Origin of the sequence: Flavobacterium suaedae, from assembly GCF_014642915.1 — a bacterium.
GTDB classification, from domain to species: Bacteria; Bacteroidota; Bacteroidia; order Flavobacteriales; family Flavobacteriaceae; genus Flavobacterium; species Flavobacterium suaedae.
On the sequence record NZ_BMJE01000008.1, the window covers coordinates 91703 to 109586 of the forward strand.

Below are 17884 nucleotides of genomic sequence, written 5' to 3' on the forward strand. Positions count from 1 at the left end.
GTCAGATATTCAAATAGGTAAATAAAAATTATTATTTAAAAGTTTATTTTAATATGTTGAAGTTTAGGTGAATTTATTTAAAATAGACTTTAAGGAGCTAATTTTTACTCGCTCAGTTCTTTAACTAATTTTAAATATTGTGGGTAATTGCACTTTCCGTTTTTATTGATATAACCTAAATTATTAAGACCGAACTCTAAATCATAAAGTATAGATGTTCTTTTTTCTATATTCTTAATATTTTTTATTTCTCTGCTTATTACTTTTGGTGAACAAACAAAACACTTGCCTAGTGCCCAAGAGGGTACTTCGCTAGCAGAAGCCCTATCTGCCCATAATACGGAGAAGAAAAGTTTTATAATTTCAACATCATTAGTTTTACAATAATATATAGGTAAGAGATCTAGTGTGGGTAGGTATAGCGCTTCATGATTTATTTCTACTTTTCTCCTTAATTTTTGTGAAGAAATATTTTTATGAAAAGCTAATGCATAATCTCTTTGTTGGTAAAACGCTTTCGATATAATTTGTTTTTGTTTTATTGTGTTTAAATTCTCAAGAAGTGAAATTCTACTTTTATGTATGTAGCCTTTTCGCTGTTTAAAAGACTTATCTGTTATTGTTTCAAACATTACAGCAATCCATTCCTCATTCGAGGAATAATTACAATAAAATATTTCTCCATTTTTTACTGTAGTGACTATTTCTGATGTTAGTTTAGCCTCTTTACGAATGTTGGTGTAACCGTCTTTATCTTTAATTATAGCAGGTTTCCATTCAGCATGAATAATTGAGCTGAATAGAATAAATACAATTAGTAAAAATTGTTTAGTATGCATAGTGTGTTGAATGTTTAATCAAACATACGAAAACTTACTCTAGAGGTCGTAAAGTGTTACTGTAAGTAATTGTATAAGGTGTTTTACTGCCCGGATTTTTCTTTACATATATAAACTTATGTTTTTGGGCATCGTCAGCCTCAACAATAGTTTCTTCTTTGGTGTAGTTATCGCGTATTGTAGTGTTAAGCCTGTTATCCATACGCAGCGTTGCTGCAATGCCTGTACCTAAGTTGGTAACAGCGTATTCACTATATAGTCTTTTTTTATTGGTATCGGTTATTATTATTTGTTGCCCTTTATAGTTTTGAGTAAGTATTATAACAGAATAGTTACTACCTTCTGCGCTTAGTTTTTGTAAAAGGTCTTTTTTTTCAGCATCGCTTGCAGCCATAAAATCGTCTCTATATTGTACACCTTCTTTTTTGTCGCTTCCTGTTATAGACTTTACGGTATTACAACTAATAGTTAATAATGATGCCAGTATTATTAAAGCTATTTTTTTCATGCTCTCTTTTTTTTATATTTCAATTTTTTCAAAGATATATGCTGTGTTGTTTTTCGGGGAGTAGTTTAAGATATATATAACATTATATAGGTATAGGGGTAAAAAACAAAAGGTCTCCTATGACAGAAGACCTTTTGCACTTAACATAAAAAAACTAACCCAACAAATTTTTACTCTCTTACTAACTTTGTTGTATTAACAGCATTGTTGCTGTCAGTTATTTTTACAAGGTACATACCTTTACTTATATCATTTACATTAAAAGGAGTATTTGCAGGTGCAGCATTATAGGTTTTAACCAGTTGCCCTGTTATGTTGTACACTTCAACTTTTTGAGTTGCTGTGTTTACCATAAACTCATTGTTAGCAGGGTTAGGATAAAGCGCTAATTTTTGGCTGTTAGCTTGTGGTGTGCTTAACGCTGCAGGCTGGTTACCAAATATCCTGAATTCTCCCGGTTGTAAGGTTACTGTTGTAGTTGTACCGCTTATGGTTGTATTGTCCATAAGATTATACCATTCATCAGTACTAGGGAAGAGGGTTTCTACAGTTTGTGCTGTAACATCAAAGTTTGCCAGTACAATAACACTGCTTAATTCTCCTGTACCAAGACTTTCATTCCAAATATCAATTCTCGGAGTTAAGCTACCCGAGGCTATTGTAAATGTTTTGGTGTGGAATACAGGATTGTTTAGTCTTATTTCTATAAGTTTAGCCCATGTGTTGTACAGTGCTGTACGGTTGGCATCAGTAGTATAACCTATTTCCGATGGTATTGGCTTAGGGTTTGTACGGCATCCGTTTTCAATTGTTCCGTTTTCACAGTGGTTAATACTGTAGTCATACCCCAGTTCGCCAAATTGCCAGAACATTTTAGGACCCGGTATTGTAAATAATACAGCCCCTACTGCCCCCATTCTGTTAAGTGCAGTAGCTTCGTCAGTTACATCATAGCCACCGTCACTATTACCATAAGCAAGGTTTTTAAACATTAATCGTTCTTCATCATGGCTTTCTGCAAATCCGACAAGCCTTGGTTCTTGGAAAGTTTTGTTTTCAAAGTCCATGCTGTTAAAATTACTGTTTTCAGCATAACCCATACTGTTTTGGTTGTAAGGGTCTGTAAACTTACCCCATAGCATAATACCTTTACCCTCGTCAACACGGTAATCTGCCCATTCTTTTTCTTCCTGGATACCACCTAAGTGTTCAAAAATTACATAAAAGTCAGGGTCTATTGCCCATTGTATATCAGCATACTGTTTTAGTATAGCAACCCTGTCTGCTTGATAAGCATTTGTACAACCATCGTCACCGGGACCACAGTTTTGGGTGAACCCTTTAGTTAAATCCCAACGGTAACCATCTATATTAAACTCGGTCATCCAGTATTCAACACTTCTTTCAACATAATACTGTGTTAGTTCGGATTGGTGGTTTAAGTCACTACCAACGCTGTATGAGTGTGTTGCTGTTACATTACAGTAAGGATTTTCTGTGCTGGGATTTCCAAAACCATCTCCATCAGGGTCATCCATCCACATACGTGCTAATGGCGATCGACCATAAACGTGGTTTAGTGCTATATCTAGTATAACTGCAATACCATTTTCGTGGCATACATCTATAAAGTTTTTCATAGAATCAGCTGTACCATAAGCTTTATCTAAAGCCATGTGGAATGCTGTATTATAACCCCACGAAATATTGCCTTCAAACTCCATTACAGGCATAATTTCTATGGCGTTTATATTTAGGTTTTTAAAGTAGTCAATTTGGTCTGTAAGAGAGTTCCATGTTTTTTCACTGTTGAAGTCTCTTATAAGCAGTTCGTATATAATAAGGTCTTCCTTAGCAGGTTTTTCAAAATCAGTTACCTGCCAGTTGTAAGGAACTTGTGCAGTTTCTAATACCGATACTTCAAATGATTGTCCTTCAGGATAAACAGGCATATCAGGGTACGTTGATGCGTCTATCCAAGGGTCATCATAAGGAGAAAGTACAAGAGTAGAAAAAGGGTCTGCTGTTTTAACCATTACAGGAGAACCTGCTACTGGTGTTTCATCAATTACCCAATATTGGTAAGTATATTTTTCTTCCGGAGTAAGCCCTGTAAGTTCTAACCAAAACTTACCTGTATCCCCATCTTTTTTCATTGCATGCGCTGTACCCGGTTGCCAGTTATTAAAGCTACCTGCTACATATACAAAATCTTTACCGGGAGCATTTAATACTAATGTTGCAGTTGTATTATCTACATCACTATAAGTAATACCGTCTCTTACACCGACTGGCATAGCTTCGGTTACAGTATTTGGGTTAACAATTACTGAAAAGGTGCGGGTTATAACATTACTTCCCTGAGTAACTGTTAGCTCGTAATTTTGATTTTCTGTAATATTAGCATGTACATAAGTATAACTGCTAATATTGTTTTGAGTGTCTATAACCCCTCCGTTAGAAAGTAATGCATAGTTTGCACTACCACCTGTGTTATTAGCCGCTATGCTTAATGAACCTCCTGATGTTAGTATAGTAGTACTTTCATTTTCAGGTGCAGAAAGGTTCACTTGGAAAGAACCAATAGCTGCAAATAAGTCTGAAGATTGCGGAGACCCTGTTTCAGCTCTGAATACCACACATATTTGTGATATAGTGCTTGATGTTGGTACACCGAAGTAACTGTATAAATCAGGGGTTATTTCCAGTTGATATACTGTTCCGGAAACAGGAGTAAGTGCCGGTTGTACATCATTCTGTCCCCAATCGCCTATTACATATTGCCACTGCTCATCGTCTACAGTTACCCCCATATGTGCATATATAGTACCTGTGTAACTTTCCAGCGGAGTTCCTGCCGCATCAAAATATAAAGTTACAGGACCCGTTGCCACAGCAGGGGTTGGTGAGGTTGTAAGCTGTGCAAAACCTGTATAACTTATTATGAACAGAAGTAAAAAAGTAATCTTTTTCATAATTTAATATTTATATATGTAAAGAAAGGGCTGATGAAAATCAGCCCTTTTTTTATTAATTAAAGTCCTGATACTGTAGCAGTACCGTCAAAACCAATTTCAAGGTCAATTGTAGTTTCTCCGGCAGTTACAGCAATATTTCCAGCACCAGTATTGTAAACTACAGTGTCATCAGCTCCTACTTGGAAAGCCCATTGGTCATTATAAATTGCATCACCGGTATTTTTAGATCTAAACTTCATCTCTTCTGTAATAAGCGTTACAGTAATACTGTACTTGTTTTCTGCAAAGTTATAAGTCATCGGGGTTTCTGCGTCCCATCCGCTTGGTGTTGCGGCACCAATTATACCCCAATCCATTTTTACAGCCTCATAAGTAAGATTATCAATGTCAACCCATACGTAATAGAAACCATCTCCATCAGTTTCGGCTATTTTAATGTCGCCACTACCCGGTGAATTTTCAAGGTTTCCATCTTGTGCTCCGCTAATAGTACCATAATTACCATCAATATCACCCCAGTCAGCTTGTGCATTTACAAATTTAAATCCGTCTGCGGCACCAACTTTTACATACGCTTCAAATACTTGTGTAGTACCATCGCCTATATAGCGCATAGGTATAGCATTTGCAGGGCTCCAAGCATCAAGCTCATAATATGCTTGTGGTGCGCCTACCATGTAAAGTGCAGGTTCGGTTGGTCCTTCTCCTCCGCTTGCAAATACTATAGTAAGTGTTATGCTGTTAGATGTCATTGGCAAATCACTATTGTCACCAAGGCTGGCAATAACTCTTGCTTCTATAACAACCTGCTCAGCATCTTCGGCTACGTTTAAGCCGGTTTCAGACATTAATTTAGTTTTTAAATTTCCTCCTGTTACAGAAGCAAATCGATTTGTAGTGTTTGCCAGTTCTACCGGTTCGGCAAAATCAGTTTCTGCTAATGCAATTTCTACTGAGTAGTTGATTTCTGTATTTTCACTATATGCTGCGTGATCCCAAACGAATGTAACAGCAGCGTTGTCTGCTGTGCTTGGTGTTAGTGTTACTACACCTCCGTCATCCGGAGACATAAGTACAGGATCTGTAGACTTTTCAATAACAATTTGATTGTCATCGGTACTACATGACATTATTGATAAAAGCAATAATGATAAAATTGATAGATTAAATATTTTCTTCATTTGTTGAGTATTAAGATTAGTAACCTGAGTTTTGATTTAAGTTTGGATTTGCCTGTAGTGCGCTTGCCGGGATTGGGAATACTTTGTAATCGTTAGATATAGAAACTCCGTTTACATTGTTACCTTTCCAAGGCCATAAGTAGCTTCCGCCTGCAAATTTTCCAAAACGAATAAGATCTGACCTTCTGTGTCCTTCAAGATTAAGTTCACGAGCTCTTTCGTCAAGTATAAAGTCAAGTGTTAATTCTCCTGCTGAAATAGTTGAAGCATTAGATCGGGTTCTTACAGCGTTAACATAGTCTAAAGCTGTAGACGCTGAACCTCCACCGCCACGAAGTACACATTCTGCATACATCAAGTAAGCATCAGCTAGTCTGTATAAAGGGAAATCAGTAGAAGAGAACGATGTTGCTATAGGCGCTCCGGTAAAGTTTGTGTTTCTAAACTTAACCGAAGGGTAGCCATCTTCCCACTCTTTATAGTCTTCCATTTCATAATTATGTCCTTCTGTCCAGAAAAGTTTTGCTCTGTCATCAGTAGAAGTTTCTAAATCTCCATATAAACCATACCATGCTTTAGTAGCTCTGTGCCCTGTCCATGCGTCTATACCACCAAATTGAGCTATTGGCATTGTCTCTGTACTTAATGAACCGTTAACTATGTAAGTAGTATTACCATAACTCTGGCTTACTACAGCATCAGCAATAAGCGGGAAAATAATTTCGTTAGAGTTATAGTTGTCTGCAGAGAACATACTTACAAAGTTTTCGTCCAGTGTATAACCACCTTCGTCAATTACTAAGCTAGTGTAATTTAAAGCCTCGGTATAGCGTGCCTGACCAGTGTAAACTTCTGCATTTAAGTATAGTTTTGCCAGTAGCATGCGTACTACCGATTTGTTTGCTCTGCCATAGTCATTAGTCATAGGCATAGTAGGCTCAATAGCAAGTAGTTCACTTTCTACATATTCAAACATTTCCGTTCTTGTAGATTCTTCCAGTGGTGTAGTGTTACCATAATTACTTTCATTTACTATAACACCTTTGCCAAAACAATCAATCATATAGTAATATGCTAAAGCTCTGATAAAGCGTAGCTCACTTACTATCTGCTCTTTGTTTTCAACGTCAACAGTTTCTAATATAAGTATAATATTGGTAGTTTGCGGTACTACATAATATACCCTGTCATACAAATATTTAAAGAACTTGTTATTTTCGTCCCAACTAGATGTTGTTGTAAGCTGGTCAAGACCATCATCTCCCCAACGGTTTTTCATACCATCGGCAGTAAAGTCTTGTAGATTAATAATACCTCTTAAAAAGGCTGTTTCACCGGGATCAGGTCCGCTAATATCTGAACTTCCAGGTCCGGTTGGTCCGGAAAGGGCAAATGCGCCGTACATTTTAGATAGCAGACCTTGTACAGCATTAGGGTCTTGCGCCAGAAGGTTTTCCAGCGATAATTCAACCTTTGGTTCTGTATTCAAATCGTCTGTACACGAAGCGAATAACAGCAATATAAAAGTGCTGATTCCTAAAATTAATTTTTTATTGAAATTTTTCATATACAATGTTTTTTTATTTAAAAGTCAAGGTTTACACCGAAACTGTAAATCCTGGGACGTGGATAAAAGTTGTTGTCAATTGCTCCGAAGTTTTCCGGATCCTGACCTGAATAGTCAGTTATGATGAAAGCATTGTTTACTGTAGCATATACACGTAAAGATGCAGACTCCATTATGTCATTAAATCTATAGCCTAATGTAATGTTATCACACCTTAAAAAGGCAGCATTTTCAAGATAGTAATCAGAGAAAGGAACATTTCCGTTAACAGTCTGGAACCTAGGGTCAGCTGCCCCACTATAAAAGTCAAGTACGTTGTTAAGACTGTTTGTATTATTGGGCAATGCCCTGTCTGTCCAGCCTCCTGCAAGTTTAATGGCATTATATACTTTACCATCAAATTGTCCGTGGAAATTAGCAGATAAATCGAAGTTTTTGTAGGTTACATTAGTACCCAAACCAAATGTCCAGTTAGGGCGTAATGCTTCAAAATATCTGTCATCGTTTGTTATAACACCATCTTCGTTACGGTCTCTGAAAGCTCCCGGTATAACATTGCCATCAGCATCATAAAGTTGTTCGAATACCCATGCGGAATAAGGTTGTGAACCAACATTATGGCGTGCCAAATTATTACCTGTACCAACAGGGAGACCTCCTCCCGCATCTGTTATACTGATATTTTTAAGGTCAGTAACTTGCCCAAAGTTATAAGCTAGGTTGCCTAAAAGCTCCCAACTCCAATCTTCAGTATTAATAGGATTTAAGTTTAAGTCAATTTCAATACCTTTATTTTCCATAGAACCTATGTTTTGGATGATGTTATTACTAAGGTATTGTCCCGGTGGTACAGTTGTGCTTACCAGTAAGTCATCAGTAACTTTTTTATACACATCTACACTACCGCTTAATAATCCTCTTTTAAATAATGAGAAATCTATACCGGCATTATAAGTAGTAGTTACTTCCCATGTTAATTGGTCATTAAAAGGATTATCACTATATATATTTACGCCTGGTAAGTATTGGCTGGTTGAGCTTCCCGGGCTAAATATAGCTGAACTAGGGTAATAACCAACACGCTCTATAGAAGCTATGTCCTGTTGACCTGTTTGGCCGTAACTTACACGAAGTTTTAGGTTATTTACTACTTTACTATCTTTTAAGAAGTTCTCATCTGTCATTCTCCATGCAAAAGCAGCAGCAGGAAAATACCCCCATCTATCATCCTTTTTAAAGTAAGATGAACCATCTGCTCTTAATGTAAATGTGAAAAGGTATTTGTCGAATAAATCTACATTAGCACGACCAAAGAAAGATTCTAATACACTTTTATTATAGTACCTATTATTTGGGTTTTGCTCATTTGGTTGTACTTCCCTTAAGCCGGTAAGGGTATTATATCTGTATTCTGTTTTATACCCATCGTTTACAAAGCTTTGGTACGAATGACCTGCTTGAGCATCTATTCTTGTAACAGGGCCATCAAAATTTTTTGTATACGCTAAGTACGCATCCATTAGTTTATTGGTAATGTGTTGCGTTTCTCTGTAGTGAACCCCCGGGTTAAATACCCATACACCGGTTCCCTGTTCTTCGCTTGCGGTAACATCTTTTTGGTATGTCGCAAAAGCATATTGACCATATTTTTCTAAAATATCAGCACGAGAAGCATCTATACCAAAATTAACAACAGCTCTTAATTCCGGTAAGAAATGCATTTTGTAATCAAACTGAATATTACCTATTAATTTGTTTACCTTTTCAGGTCTTCTTCTTTCATTTAAAAGGTTAACAGGGTTGTACTGCCCATCTAAATCAAGAGGGTCAGCATCTGTAGTGTTTTGGTAGTAACCACCAAAGTTATTAGTGTCTGCTGTAGTATATACAGGTTTAGTAGGATCCATATTTAAAGCTCCTGCAAGAACACCACCTTCATCTATAGCATTTTTATCTACCCAAAAACCTTTGGCATTTACATCTACTTTTAAATGGTCATCAAAAAACGTAGGAGTAATTTTAACCGAAGCAGTATAACGCTCATAATCATTTGTTTTTACAAGACCTTCGTTGTTAGTATATCCTATAGAAGCACGTGCAGGCACTTTACCAAACAGGTTAGCACGAGCACTAAAGTTATGGTCTGTAAATAAAGAACTTCTTAAAATTTCATCTTGCCATTTAGTGTTGTATAGTATACGTCCTTCAATTTCTTCAGTTGCAGGGTTGTCTACTGCATCAGTTGTCGGATCGTCTATTCCAAGCTTATCCGTTTGAGTAGGATGATACTCTCTTATAAATCTTGCAAAGGTAGGACCATCCATAACATCAACTAAGTCTTTGGCTTTACCAAAACCAACGCTTGCATTGTAATTGAATTGAGGTTTTCCTGATGCTCCTTTCTTGGTAGTAATAATAATTACACCATTAGAAGCTCTTGAACCATATATTGCTGTTGCCGAAGCATCTTTTAATATTGTAAACGACTCAATATCGTTAGGGTTTACCAGAGATAAAGGGTTGTTTACACCTGCAGGATTCACAATACTAAGAGGAACACCGTCAATAATAATAAGTGGACTGTTATTAGCGTTTAAAGAACTTCCTCCACGTATTATAATGTTTGGTGCAGCGTCAGGCTGTCCACCTGCACTGGTAATACGTATACCCGGTGCTCTACCTGTTAGTAACTGGTCTGCTGTGGTAATAGCACCCTTGTTAAACTCATCAGAAGTAACAGCGGTTAAAGATCCTGTTGCATCTTTTTTGGTAGTAGTACCGTAACCAATTACAACTACTTCTTCAAGCTGTGTTGCGTCTTCCTGCAAAACAATATTTACAGTGCTTTGTCCGTTATATTCTACTACCTGATTGGCAAACCCAATAAAGCTAAACACAACACGATCTCCTGTGTTTACGCTTAGCAGGGTATACTTACCATCAATGTCAGTAGTAGTACCGTTAGTCGTGCCCTCAATCATAACATTTGCTCCGGGAATAGGCAGTCCGGAAGTATCACTAACAGTACCTGTTAAAGTGTTCTGAGCCAGAATACTAAATGGTAACATCAGCAATAAAAGCAAGAACTTTTTATACATTGTTTTCATACAAGTTGTTTAGGTTAATTTTGCGTTTTGTTTTGCTTATAAGTTCACTTCGTATGTTAAAATTATGTAAAATCTCTTAGCAAAAAAACGTTTTCGTGAATGATAGCTACCGAAAACGTTTGCGTGTTGAAAACTTTTCTTATTTTGCTCAATAACAGTAAGAAAATTGCTATATCTGGAAATTAAAGCTATATTTATTCTAAATTTAATAGTTTGATGCTTTTTTAGATGAAAAGAAAAGTTACCCTAAAACAGATTGCAAGAGAACTTGATGTCTCTATTTCTACCGTATCAAAATCGCTTAGAAACAGTCCGGAAATTAGTGAAGATACCCGTCAAAAAGTACAGGCTTTTGCTAAACTTTACAACTACCGTCCTAATAATATAGCCTTAAGTTTAAAGAATAAACGAACCAAAACCATAGGTATAATTATCCCTGAAATTGTTCATCACTTTTTCGCAACAGTTATTAGTGGGATAGAGCATGTTGCTAACGAAAATGGCTATAATGTAATTGTTTGCCTTTCTGATGAGTCTTTTGATAAAGAGGTAATAAACATGGATATGCTTGCCAGCGGTAGTACGGATGGTTTTATTATGTCACTATCTAAAGAAACCCAGCAAAAAAAAGACTTTCACCATATAGAAGAGGTAATAAATCAGGGAATGCCTGTTGTAATGTTCGACAGGGTTACTAATGAAGTTTTATGTGATAAAGTAATTATAGACGACCAGTTGGCAGCCTACGAAGCCGTTGAGTTTTTTATTAATAAGGGTTGTAAAAAAATAGGTCTTGTTACTACGGTAGACTATGTTAGTGTAGGTAAACTACGTACAGATGGCTATATAAATGCTCTTAAAGATCATGACATGAAAGTAAATGAAGACATGATTGTAAAAATAGAGGATATAGATAATTGTGCCAGTAAAATTGAAAAACTGCTTGAAGAACAAAAACCTGATGCTATTTTTGCTGTGAATGAACTTTTTGCAGTTACCACTATTAAACTGGCAAACAAAATGGGGGTTAAAGTTCCCGAAGACTTATCGGTAATAGGGTTTACTGATGGCATTATATCTAAATTCTCAACACCTACTATATCAACCATAAGCCAAAATGGGATAAAAATGGGCGGAAGAGCAGCAAAAATGTTAATAGAAAGGCTGGAAATGGAGGAAGAAGATGAGCTTTATAAGACAGAATTAATAGAAACTCACCTTGTTGAAAGAGAATCTACGGCAACGTTGTAGTTTATTTTAAGATACTAAAAATCAAATATTTAAAAATTTAAATCTGTCCTGCGTGGCAGATTTTTTTTATACAAAATAAATTTTCAGACTAAAATATGTATATATTTGCTACTGATTATCAAAGCTTATAACTTCACTTCACACAATAAGTTTTTGATAAGCCATAAACGCTTATCGTATTTATAAATTTTAAATTACGATAATGGAAAAGCGTAAATTAAGTTTCTGGGAAATCTGGAATATGAGTTTCGGTTTCTTAGGAATACAAATGGGTTTTGCTTTGCAAAACGCCAACGCAAGCCGTATACTCCAGATTTTTGGTGCCGATGTACATGAACTTTCATGGTTTTGGATTATTGCTCCGTTAATGGGGTTAATAGTACAACCCATAATAGGACATTACAGTGATAACACATGGGGCAGATTCGGCAGAAGAAAACCTTTCTTTCTTGTCGGGGCGCTATTAGCATCAGTAGGATTAATACTTATGCCACAGGCATATATATTTATTGCTCTTATGCCTGCTTTGTGGGTAGGTGCAGGTATGCTCATGATTATGGATGCCTCTTTTAACATTGCAATGGAACCTTTCCGTGCATTAGTGGCTGATAATCTGCGTACTGACCAACGTACAATGGGTTTCAGCGTACAAACGGCATTAATCGGTTTTGGCGCTGTAATAGGTTCATGGTTACCGTATGCACTTACTAACTGGTTTGGTATTCCCAATACTGCTACTGAAGGCAGTGTACCGCAAAACCTTATATGGTCTTTCATAGCAGGTGCGGCAATACTAGTTATTACTATTTTAATTACTGTTTTTACTACAAAAGAATATTCTCCTGAAGAGTTGGATAGCTTTGATAAAGCGGAAGGTGTAGCACCTGAACCTGTAAAAGAGGCAAAGCTAACCGATATTTTTACCGATTTCAGAAAAATGCCTGAAACCATGCGACAGCTAAGTTGGGTACAGTTTTTCTCTTGGTTTGGTCTTTTTGGTATGTGGGTATTTACTACTCCCGCTATAGCACACCACATTTATGGGCTGCCATTAGAGGACACCAAGAGTCAGGCATATCAGGATGCAGGGGATTGGGTAGGAGTATTGTTCGGAGTGTATAACGGAGTTTCGGCACTATTTGCTTTTTGCCTTCCATTTATCGCTAAAAAAATAGGCAGAAAATTAACGCATACTGTATCACTGCTTATAGGTGGTATAAGCCTTATGGCGATATACATAGTACCCGATCAGTATTGGGCTACAGTACCTATGATAGGCGTGGGTATTGCTTGGGCAAGTATATTGGCTATGCCCTATGCAATTCTTGCAGGCTCTATTGCTCCCAGAAAAATGGGGGTATATATGGGGATATTCAACTTCTTTATCGTAATACCACAAATTGTAAATGCACTTATTGGCGGGCCTATAGTAAAATACCTGTACAACGGTAATGCTATTTATGCCCTTATAACAAGCGGTGTCAGCTTTATAATAGCGGCATTATTAGTAGCTAAGGTTAAGGATGTGGATGATACCAAATCCAAATCAGAAATTCTATAATAAAACAGATGAAAAAGAAAGCATTCATATTCGATCTTGATGGTGTTATTGTAGACACTGCAAAATATCACTTTTTAGCTTGGCAAAAACTGGCAAAAAATATCGGGATTGATTTTACACATAAACATAACGAACAGCTTAAAGGTGTAAGCCGAGTACGCTCATTAGAAATTATACTGGGTATAGGCAATGTTACAGCAACGCCCGAAGAAAAAGAAACGTGGCTGATACAAAAAAATGAAGACTACCTGGAGTACATAGGTAATATGGATGAAAGCGAAATATTACCGGGAGTAGTACAGGTATTACAGTACTTAAAAGAAAGCGGGCAGCCTATCGCACTGGGTTCTGCCAGTAAAAATGCCCGAATAATACTGGATAAGGTAAACATTACCAGCTACTTTGATGCTATTGTAGACGGTAATGATGTAACGAACGCTAAACCTGACCCTGAAGTATTTGTACAGGCAGCTAAAAAGCTAAATATGCCTGCGGAAGGAGCTGTAGTTTTTGAAGACTCGGTAGCAGGGGTACAGGCAGCAAATATTGCGGAAATGATAAGTGTAGGTATAGGTAATAAAGCCATACTGCACGAAGCCCAATATAACTTTAACGATTTTACAGAAATAGAAATTACATTTTTAGAGAACTTACTAAATAAGTAAAAATGAACCAAGATTATATAAAACCGGACAACTGGTCAATAATAGAAGAAGGATTTGATGCAGAAAGAGTAAAGTCTTCCGAAAGCTTATTCAGTATTGGTAACGGAGCTATGGGGCAACGTGCCAATTTTGAAGAAAGCTATTCAGGAGCGACTTTTCAAGGAAGTTATATTGCCGGGATTTATTACCCTGATAAAACAAAAGTAGGATGGTGGAAAAACGGTTACCCGGAATACTTTGCAAAAGTACTTAATGCACCTAGCTGGATAGGAATTAATGTAACGATAAACGGGGAAGCATTAGACCTGAATGCTTGTAAAGAAGTAAAAAATTTCAGGAGAGAATTGAATATGAAAGAAGGTTGGTACAACCGTTCTTTCGAGGCGGTATTGCAAAACGGGACAGCAGTAGCAGTTAATGTAACCCGGTTCCTGTCGCTTACTGAGGATGAACTGGGTGTAATAAAATATGAAGTAAAACTTGTAAATGGTAGTGCTACTATAACCTACAGCCCTTATATAGATGCCGGTGTAACCAATGAAGATGCCAACTGGGAAGAAAAATTTTGGGAACCTCTTGATGTACAACATGAAGGCGATAGCGCTTTTGTAACTGCACGTACCTTTAAAACGCATTTTACAGTAGCCACCTACATGCACAATAGCCTTTTCGTAAACGAAAAGAAACAGGATGTTACTCCGCAAAATATTGAAATAGGTAACGATAAAATACAATTTTGTTATACTGCCGAAGCAGCACAGGGAGAAACAGCAGCACTGGTAAAATTTGGCGGTTATACCGTTTCCTTAAACCATAAAGAAAGCGAATTAATTGATGCTGCTAAAAATGTAATCGCTTCAGCACAAATTAAGCGTTATAGTACATTGCTTGAAGAGCAAAAAGAAGTCTGGGCTAAAATATGGGAAATGGCAGATATTACCATTGATGGCGATGTAAAAGCACAACAGGGTATCCGTTTTAATATTTTCCAGTTAAACCAAACCTATTTAGGTAAAGACCCACGACTGAACATAGGCCCTAAAGGATTTACAGGCGAAAAATATGGTGGCAGTACCTATTGGGACACCGAGGCATACTGTATTCCTTTCTATATGGCGACTAAAGACCAGCAGGTAGCACGTAACCTGCTTACCTACCGATACAACCATTTGGAAAAAGCTATTGAAAACGCAGCCAAACTTGGCTTTACTAACGGTGCGGCATTATACCCTATGGTTACCATGAATGGCGAAGAATGCCATAACGAGTGGGAAATTACTTTTGAGGAAATCCACCGGAATGGGGCAATAGCTTTTGCCATCTATAACTACTACCGTTTTACAGGCGATTACAGTTACATCCCCGAAAAAGGACTGGAAGTACTTATCGGTATAGCACGTTTCTGGCAGCAAAGGGCAACATTCTCATCCCATAAAAAAAGATATGTGATACTGGGTGTTACAGGACCAAACGAATATGAGAATAACGTAAATAACAACTTTTATACCAACTATATAGCCAAATGGTGTATTGATTATGCCATAGAGCAAATAGCAAAGGTTAAAAGCGACTATAATGAAGACTACAGCCGAATAATGGCTAAAGCCAACCTGAATGACGACGAAATTAAGCAATGGAAGAAGGTGGCTGATAACATGTACTTCCCATATTCGGAAGAGCATGGCGTGTATTTACAACAGGATAACTTTTTAGATAAAGAGCTTATCCCGGTTAGTGAATTAGACCGTAGCCAACGCCCCATCAACCAAAAATGGAGTTGGGACAGAATACTACGCTCGTGCTACATTAAACAGGCAGATGTATTGCAGGGCTTCTATTTTTTTGAAGACCACTTTAGCAAAGAGCAACTGGCGAAGCATTTTGATTTTTACGAACCGCTTACTGTACATGAATCATCACTTTCGCCCTGTGTACACTCCATACAGGCAGCCGGGCTGGGCAGGATGGAACAGGCCTATACATTTTACCTGAGAACATCGCGCCTTGACCTTGATGATTATAATAAAGAGGTGGAAGAGGGGCTGCATATTACCAGTATGGCAGGGACATGGATGAGTATTGTAGAAGGTTTTGGCGGTATGCGCGTTAAAAACGATACCCTTCATTTTGAGCCGAGAATACCGGAGCAATGGCAGGGCTATTCATTTAAAATTAATTTCAGGAACCAGATATTAAAAGTATCCATACAGCAGGGGGAAACCAAGTTTAACCTTGAAGGAGATAAAGAGCTAACCGTATTTGTAAACGGTAAGGAAGTTAAAGTACAACCAAACGCATTGGTAACAGTGTAATTTTTTAGCCTGTGGGAAATATATCCCACAGGCTTTTTTAGCAACTACTAAAACAGGCTTTACAGTAAGCAGCAAATAATGAAGAAATTATTTTATATACTCCTTTTTTTCAGTGTGGCAGTTTCCGCACAAATTGACAGGGTAGAACCGCCTTTCTGGTGGAGCGGAATGAACCACAGCGAATTACAAATAATGTTCTACGGGAAGGGCATAGCACAATATACCCCTGTGGTATCAGACGATATTGTAATAACTAATGTGGTAAAAACAGAGAACCCGAACTATGTTTTTGTTACCATAGACACTAAAGATATTCCTGCCTCTGATTTTGTTTTCTCATTTAAAAACAAAAACAAGACAGTTTTTACACACAAATATTCTTTAAAACAGCGTAGGGAAGGCGCTGCGTTAAGAGAAGGTTTTGATTCGTCAGACCTTATTTATCTAATAATGCCGGACCGTTTTGCTAACGGTAACCCTGATAACGATAATGTAAAAGGAATGGAAGACAAAGCTGACCGAAACGAACCTTTCGGCAGGCATGGCGGCGACATTCAGGGCATAATTAATAATCTGGATTATATCAATCAATTAGGCGCAACCGCAATATGGAGTACACCGCTTTGCGAGGATAACCACGAAAAGGGTTCCTACCACGGCTATGCACAAACCGATGTGTATAAAATAGACCCGCGTTATGGGACAAATGAGGATTACCTGCAACTTTCTCAGGAGCTGAAAGAGAGAGATATGAAACTCATTATGGATTATGTAACCAACCATTGGGGCAGCGGGCACTGGATGTATAAAGATTTACCGACTTACAACTGGGTACACCAGTTTCCGGGCTATGCGCAAAGCAATTACCGTATGACGACGCAATTTGACCCGAATGCATCTGAAATTGATACCAAATATTGTATGAATGGCTGGTTTGTGAGCGATATGCCCGATTTAAACCAGAGCAATCCGTTAGTGCTAAATTACCTGACCCAAAATGCGATTTGGTGGATAGAGTATGCTGATTTGGATGGTTTTCGTGTAGATACCTATTCGTATAACGATAAAGAAGGCATTGCCAAATGGACAAAAGCCATTATGGATGAATATCCGCACTTCAATATAGTAGGCGAGGTTTGGATGCACGACCAAGCACAAATGGCATACTGGCAAAAGGATAGTAAAATAGCAGCCATACAAAGCTATAACTCCTACCTGCCAAGCGTTATGGATTTCACGTTACACGATGCTTTTGGTAATGTGTTTAATGAAGACAAACCGGGTTGGGATAGTGGTATGCAAAAAGTATACGACAACTTTACAAACGACTTTCTATACTCTGACATCAATAACATTCTGGTATTTGCCGAAAACCACGATACAGGCAGGTTTAATGAAATCTATAAAAATGATTTCAACAAATATAAAATGGCAATGACACTGCTGGCTACCGTTCGTGGCATACCACAAATTTACTATGGTACCGAAATAGGCATGGCAGGCGATAAGGGTAAAGGCGACGGCGACATCCGCAGGGATTTCCCGGGTGGTTGGAACGGCGATAAAAACAATGCCTTTACACAAAGCGGTCGTACTGCCGAGCAGCAAAAGTGGTTCGATTTCTCTTCTAAGCTATTCAATTGGCGAAAAAGCAAAGAGGTAATCCATACAGGTAAAACCACACACTATCTGCCTTGGAATAATGTATATGTATACTTCCGCCATAATGATAAAGAATCCGTTATGGTATTGATAAATAACAGCGACGAAGCACAAACCGTAAAAACAGACCGTTTTGCCGAGAGCCTTACCACACATAAAAAAGGTAAATCTGTATTAGAAGGCAAAATGATGGATGTGACTAAAGATATTACCATGCAACCGAAATCGGTTTTACTACTGGAACTACAATAAT

11 protein-coding genes are annotated in these 17884 nt (G+C 37.6%); 5 read left to right on the forward strand and 6 right to left on the reverse strand.

Going from position 1 to position 17884, the window contains the following annotated elements; all coding sequences use genetic code 11:
- Positions 1-104: 104 nt before the first annotated feature.
- From IEW45_RS13845 to IEW45_RS13870, 6 genes are all read right to left on the reverse strand, one after another.
- Positions 105-839, reverse strand: a complete 735-nt coding sequence (locus tag IEW45_RS13845) for an SH3 domain-containing protein (protein ID WP_188621860.1) — start codon at positions 837-839, stop codon at positions 105-107.
- Positions 840-873: 34 nt separating this feature from the next.
- A complete protein-coding gene (locus tag IEW45_RS13850) occupies positions 874-1347 on the reverse strand; it encodes a hypothetical protein (protein ID WP_188621861.1) in 474 nt (157 codons plus the stop codon).
- Between the two features lie 170 nt (positions 1348-1517).
- Entirely contained in the window at positions 1518-4322 is a 2805-nt protein-coding gene (locus IEW45_RS14920; protein ID WP_188621862.1) for an alpha-amylase family glycosyl hydrolase, read from the reverse strand.
- A 59-nt stretch (positions 4323-4381) separates the two neighbouring features.
- Positions 4382-5506, reverse strand: a complete 1125-nt coding sequence (locus IEW45_RS13860) for a SusE domain-containing protein (protein WP_188621863.1) — start codon at positions 5504-5506, stop codon at positions 4382-4384.
- 16 nt (positions 5507-5522) lie between these two features.
- Positions 5523-7073 carry a RagB/SusD family nutrient uptake outer membrane protein gene (locus IEW45_RS13865; protein WP_188621864.1) on the reverse strand — a complete coding sequence of 517 codons (1551 nt, stop codon included), beginning with the start codon at positions 7071-7073 and terminating at the stop codon, positions 5523-5525.
- Between the two features lie 17 nt (positions 7074-7090).
- On the reverse strand, positions 7091-10180 hold the full coding sequence (locus IEW45_RS13870; RefSeq protein WP_188621865.1) for a SusC/RagA family TonB-linked outer membrane protein: 3090 nt from the start codon (positions 10178-10180) through the stop codon (positions 7091-7093).
- Between the two features lie 228 nt (positions 10181-10408).
- On the opposite strand from IEW45_RS13870, the gene IEW45_RS13875 reads away from it, so the two are divergent.
- The 5 genes from IEW45_RS13875 (at position 10409) to IEW45_RS13895 (ending at position 17883) form a co-directional block, all read left to right on the forward strand.
- A complete protein-coding gene (locus IEW45_RS13875; RefSeq protein WP_188621866.1) occupies positions 10409-11431 on the forward strand; it encodes a LacI family DNA-binding transcriptional regulator in 1023 nt (340 codons plus the stop codon).
- A gap of 202 nt (positions 11432-11633) precedes the next feature.
- Entirely contained in the window at positions 11634-12992 is a 1359-nt protein-coding gene (locus tag IEW45_RS13880) for an MFS transporter (protein ID WP_188621867.1), read from the forward strand.
- An 8-nt stretch (positions 12993-13000) separates the two neighbouring features.
- Entirely contained in the window at positions 13001-13657 is a 657-nt protein-coding gene (gene pgmB, locus IEW45_RS13885; RefSeq protein WP_188621868.1) for a beta-phosphoglucomutase, read from the forward strand.
- A 2-nt stretch (positions 13658-13659) separates the two neighbouring features.
- On the forward strand, positions 13660-15969 hold the full coding sequence (mdxK, locus tag IEW45_RS13890; protein WP_188621869.1) for a maltose phosphorylase MdxK: 2310 nt from the start codon (positions 13660-13662) through the stop codon (positions 15967-15969).
- A gap of 78 nt (positions 15970-16047) precedes the next feature.
- Positions 16048-17883, forward strand: coding sequence for a glycoside hydrolase family 13 protein (locus IEW45_RS13895; protein WP_188621870.1), 1836 nt, complete (start codon positions 16048-16050; stop codon positions 17881-17883).
- The last annotated feature ends 1 nt before the right edge of the window (position 17884 follow it).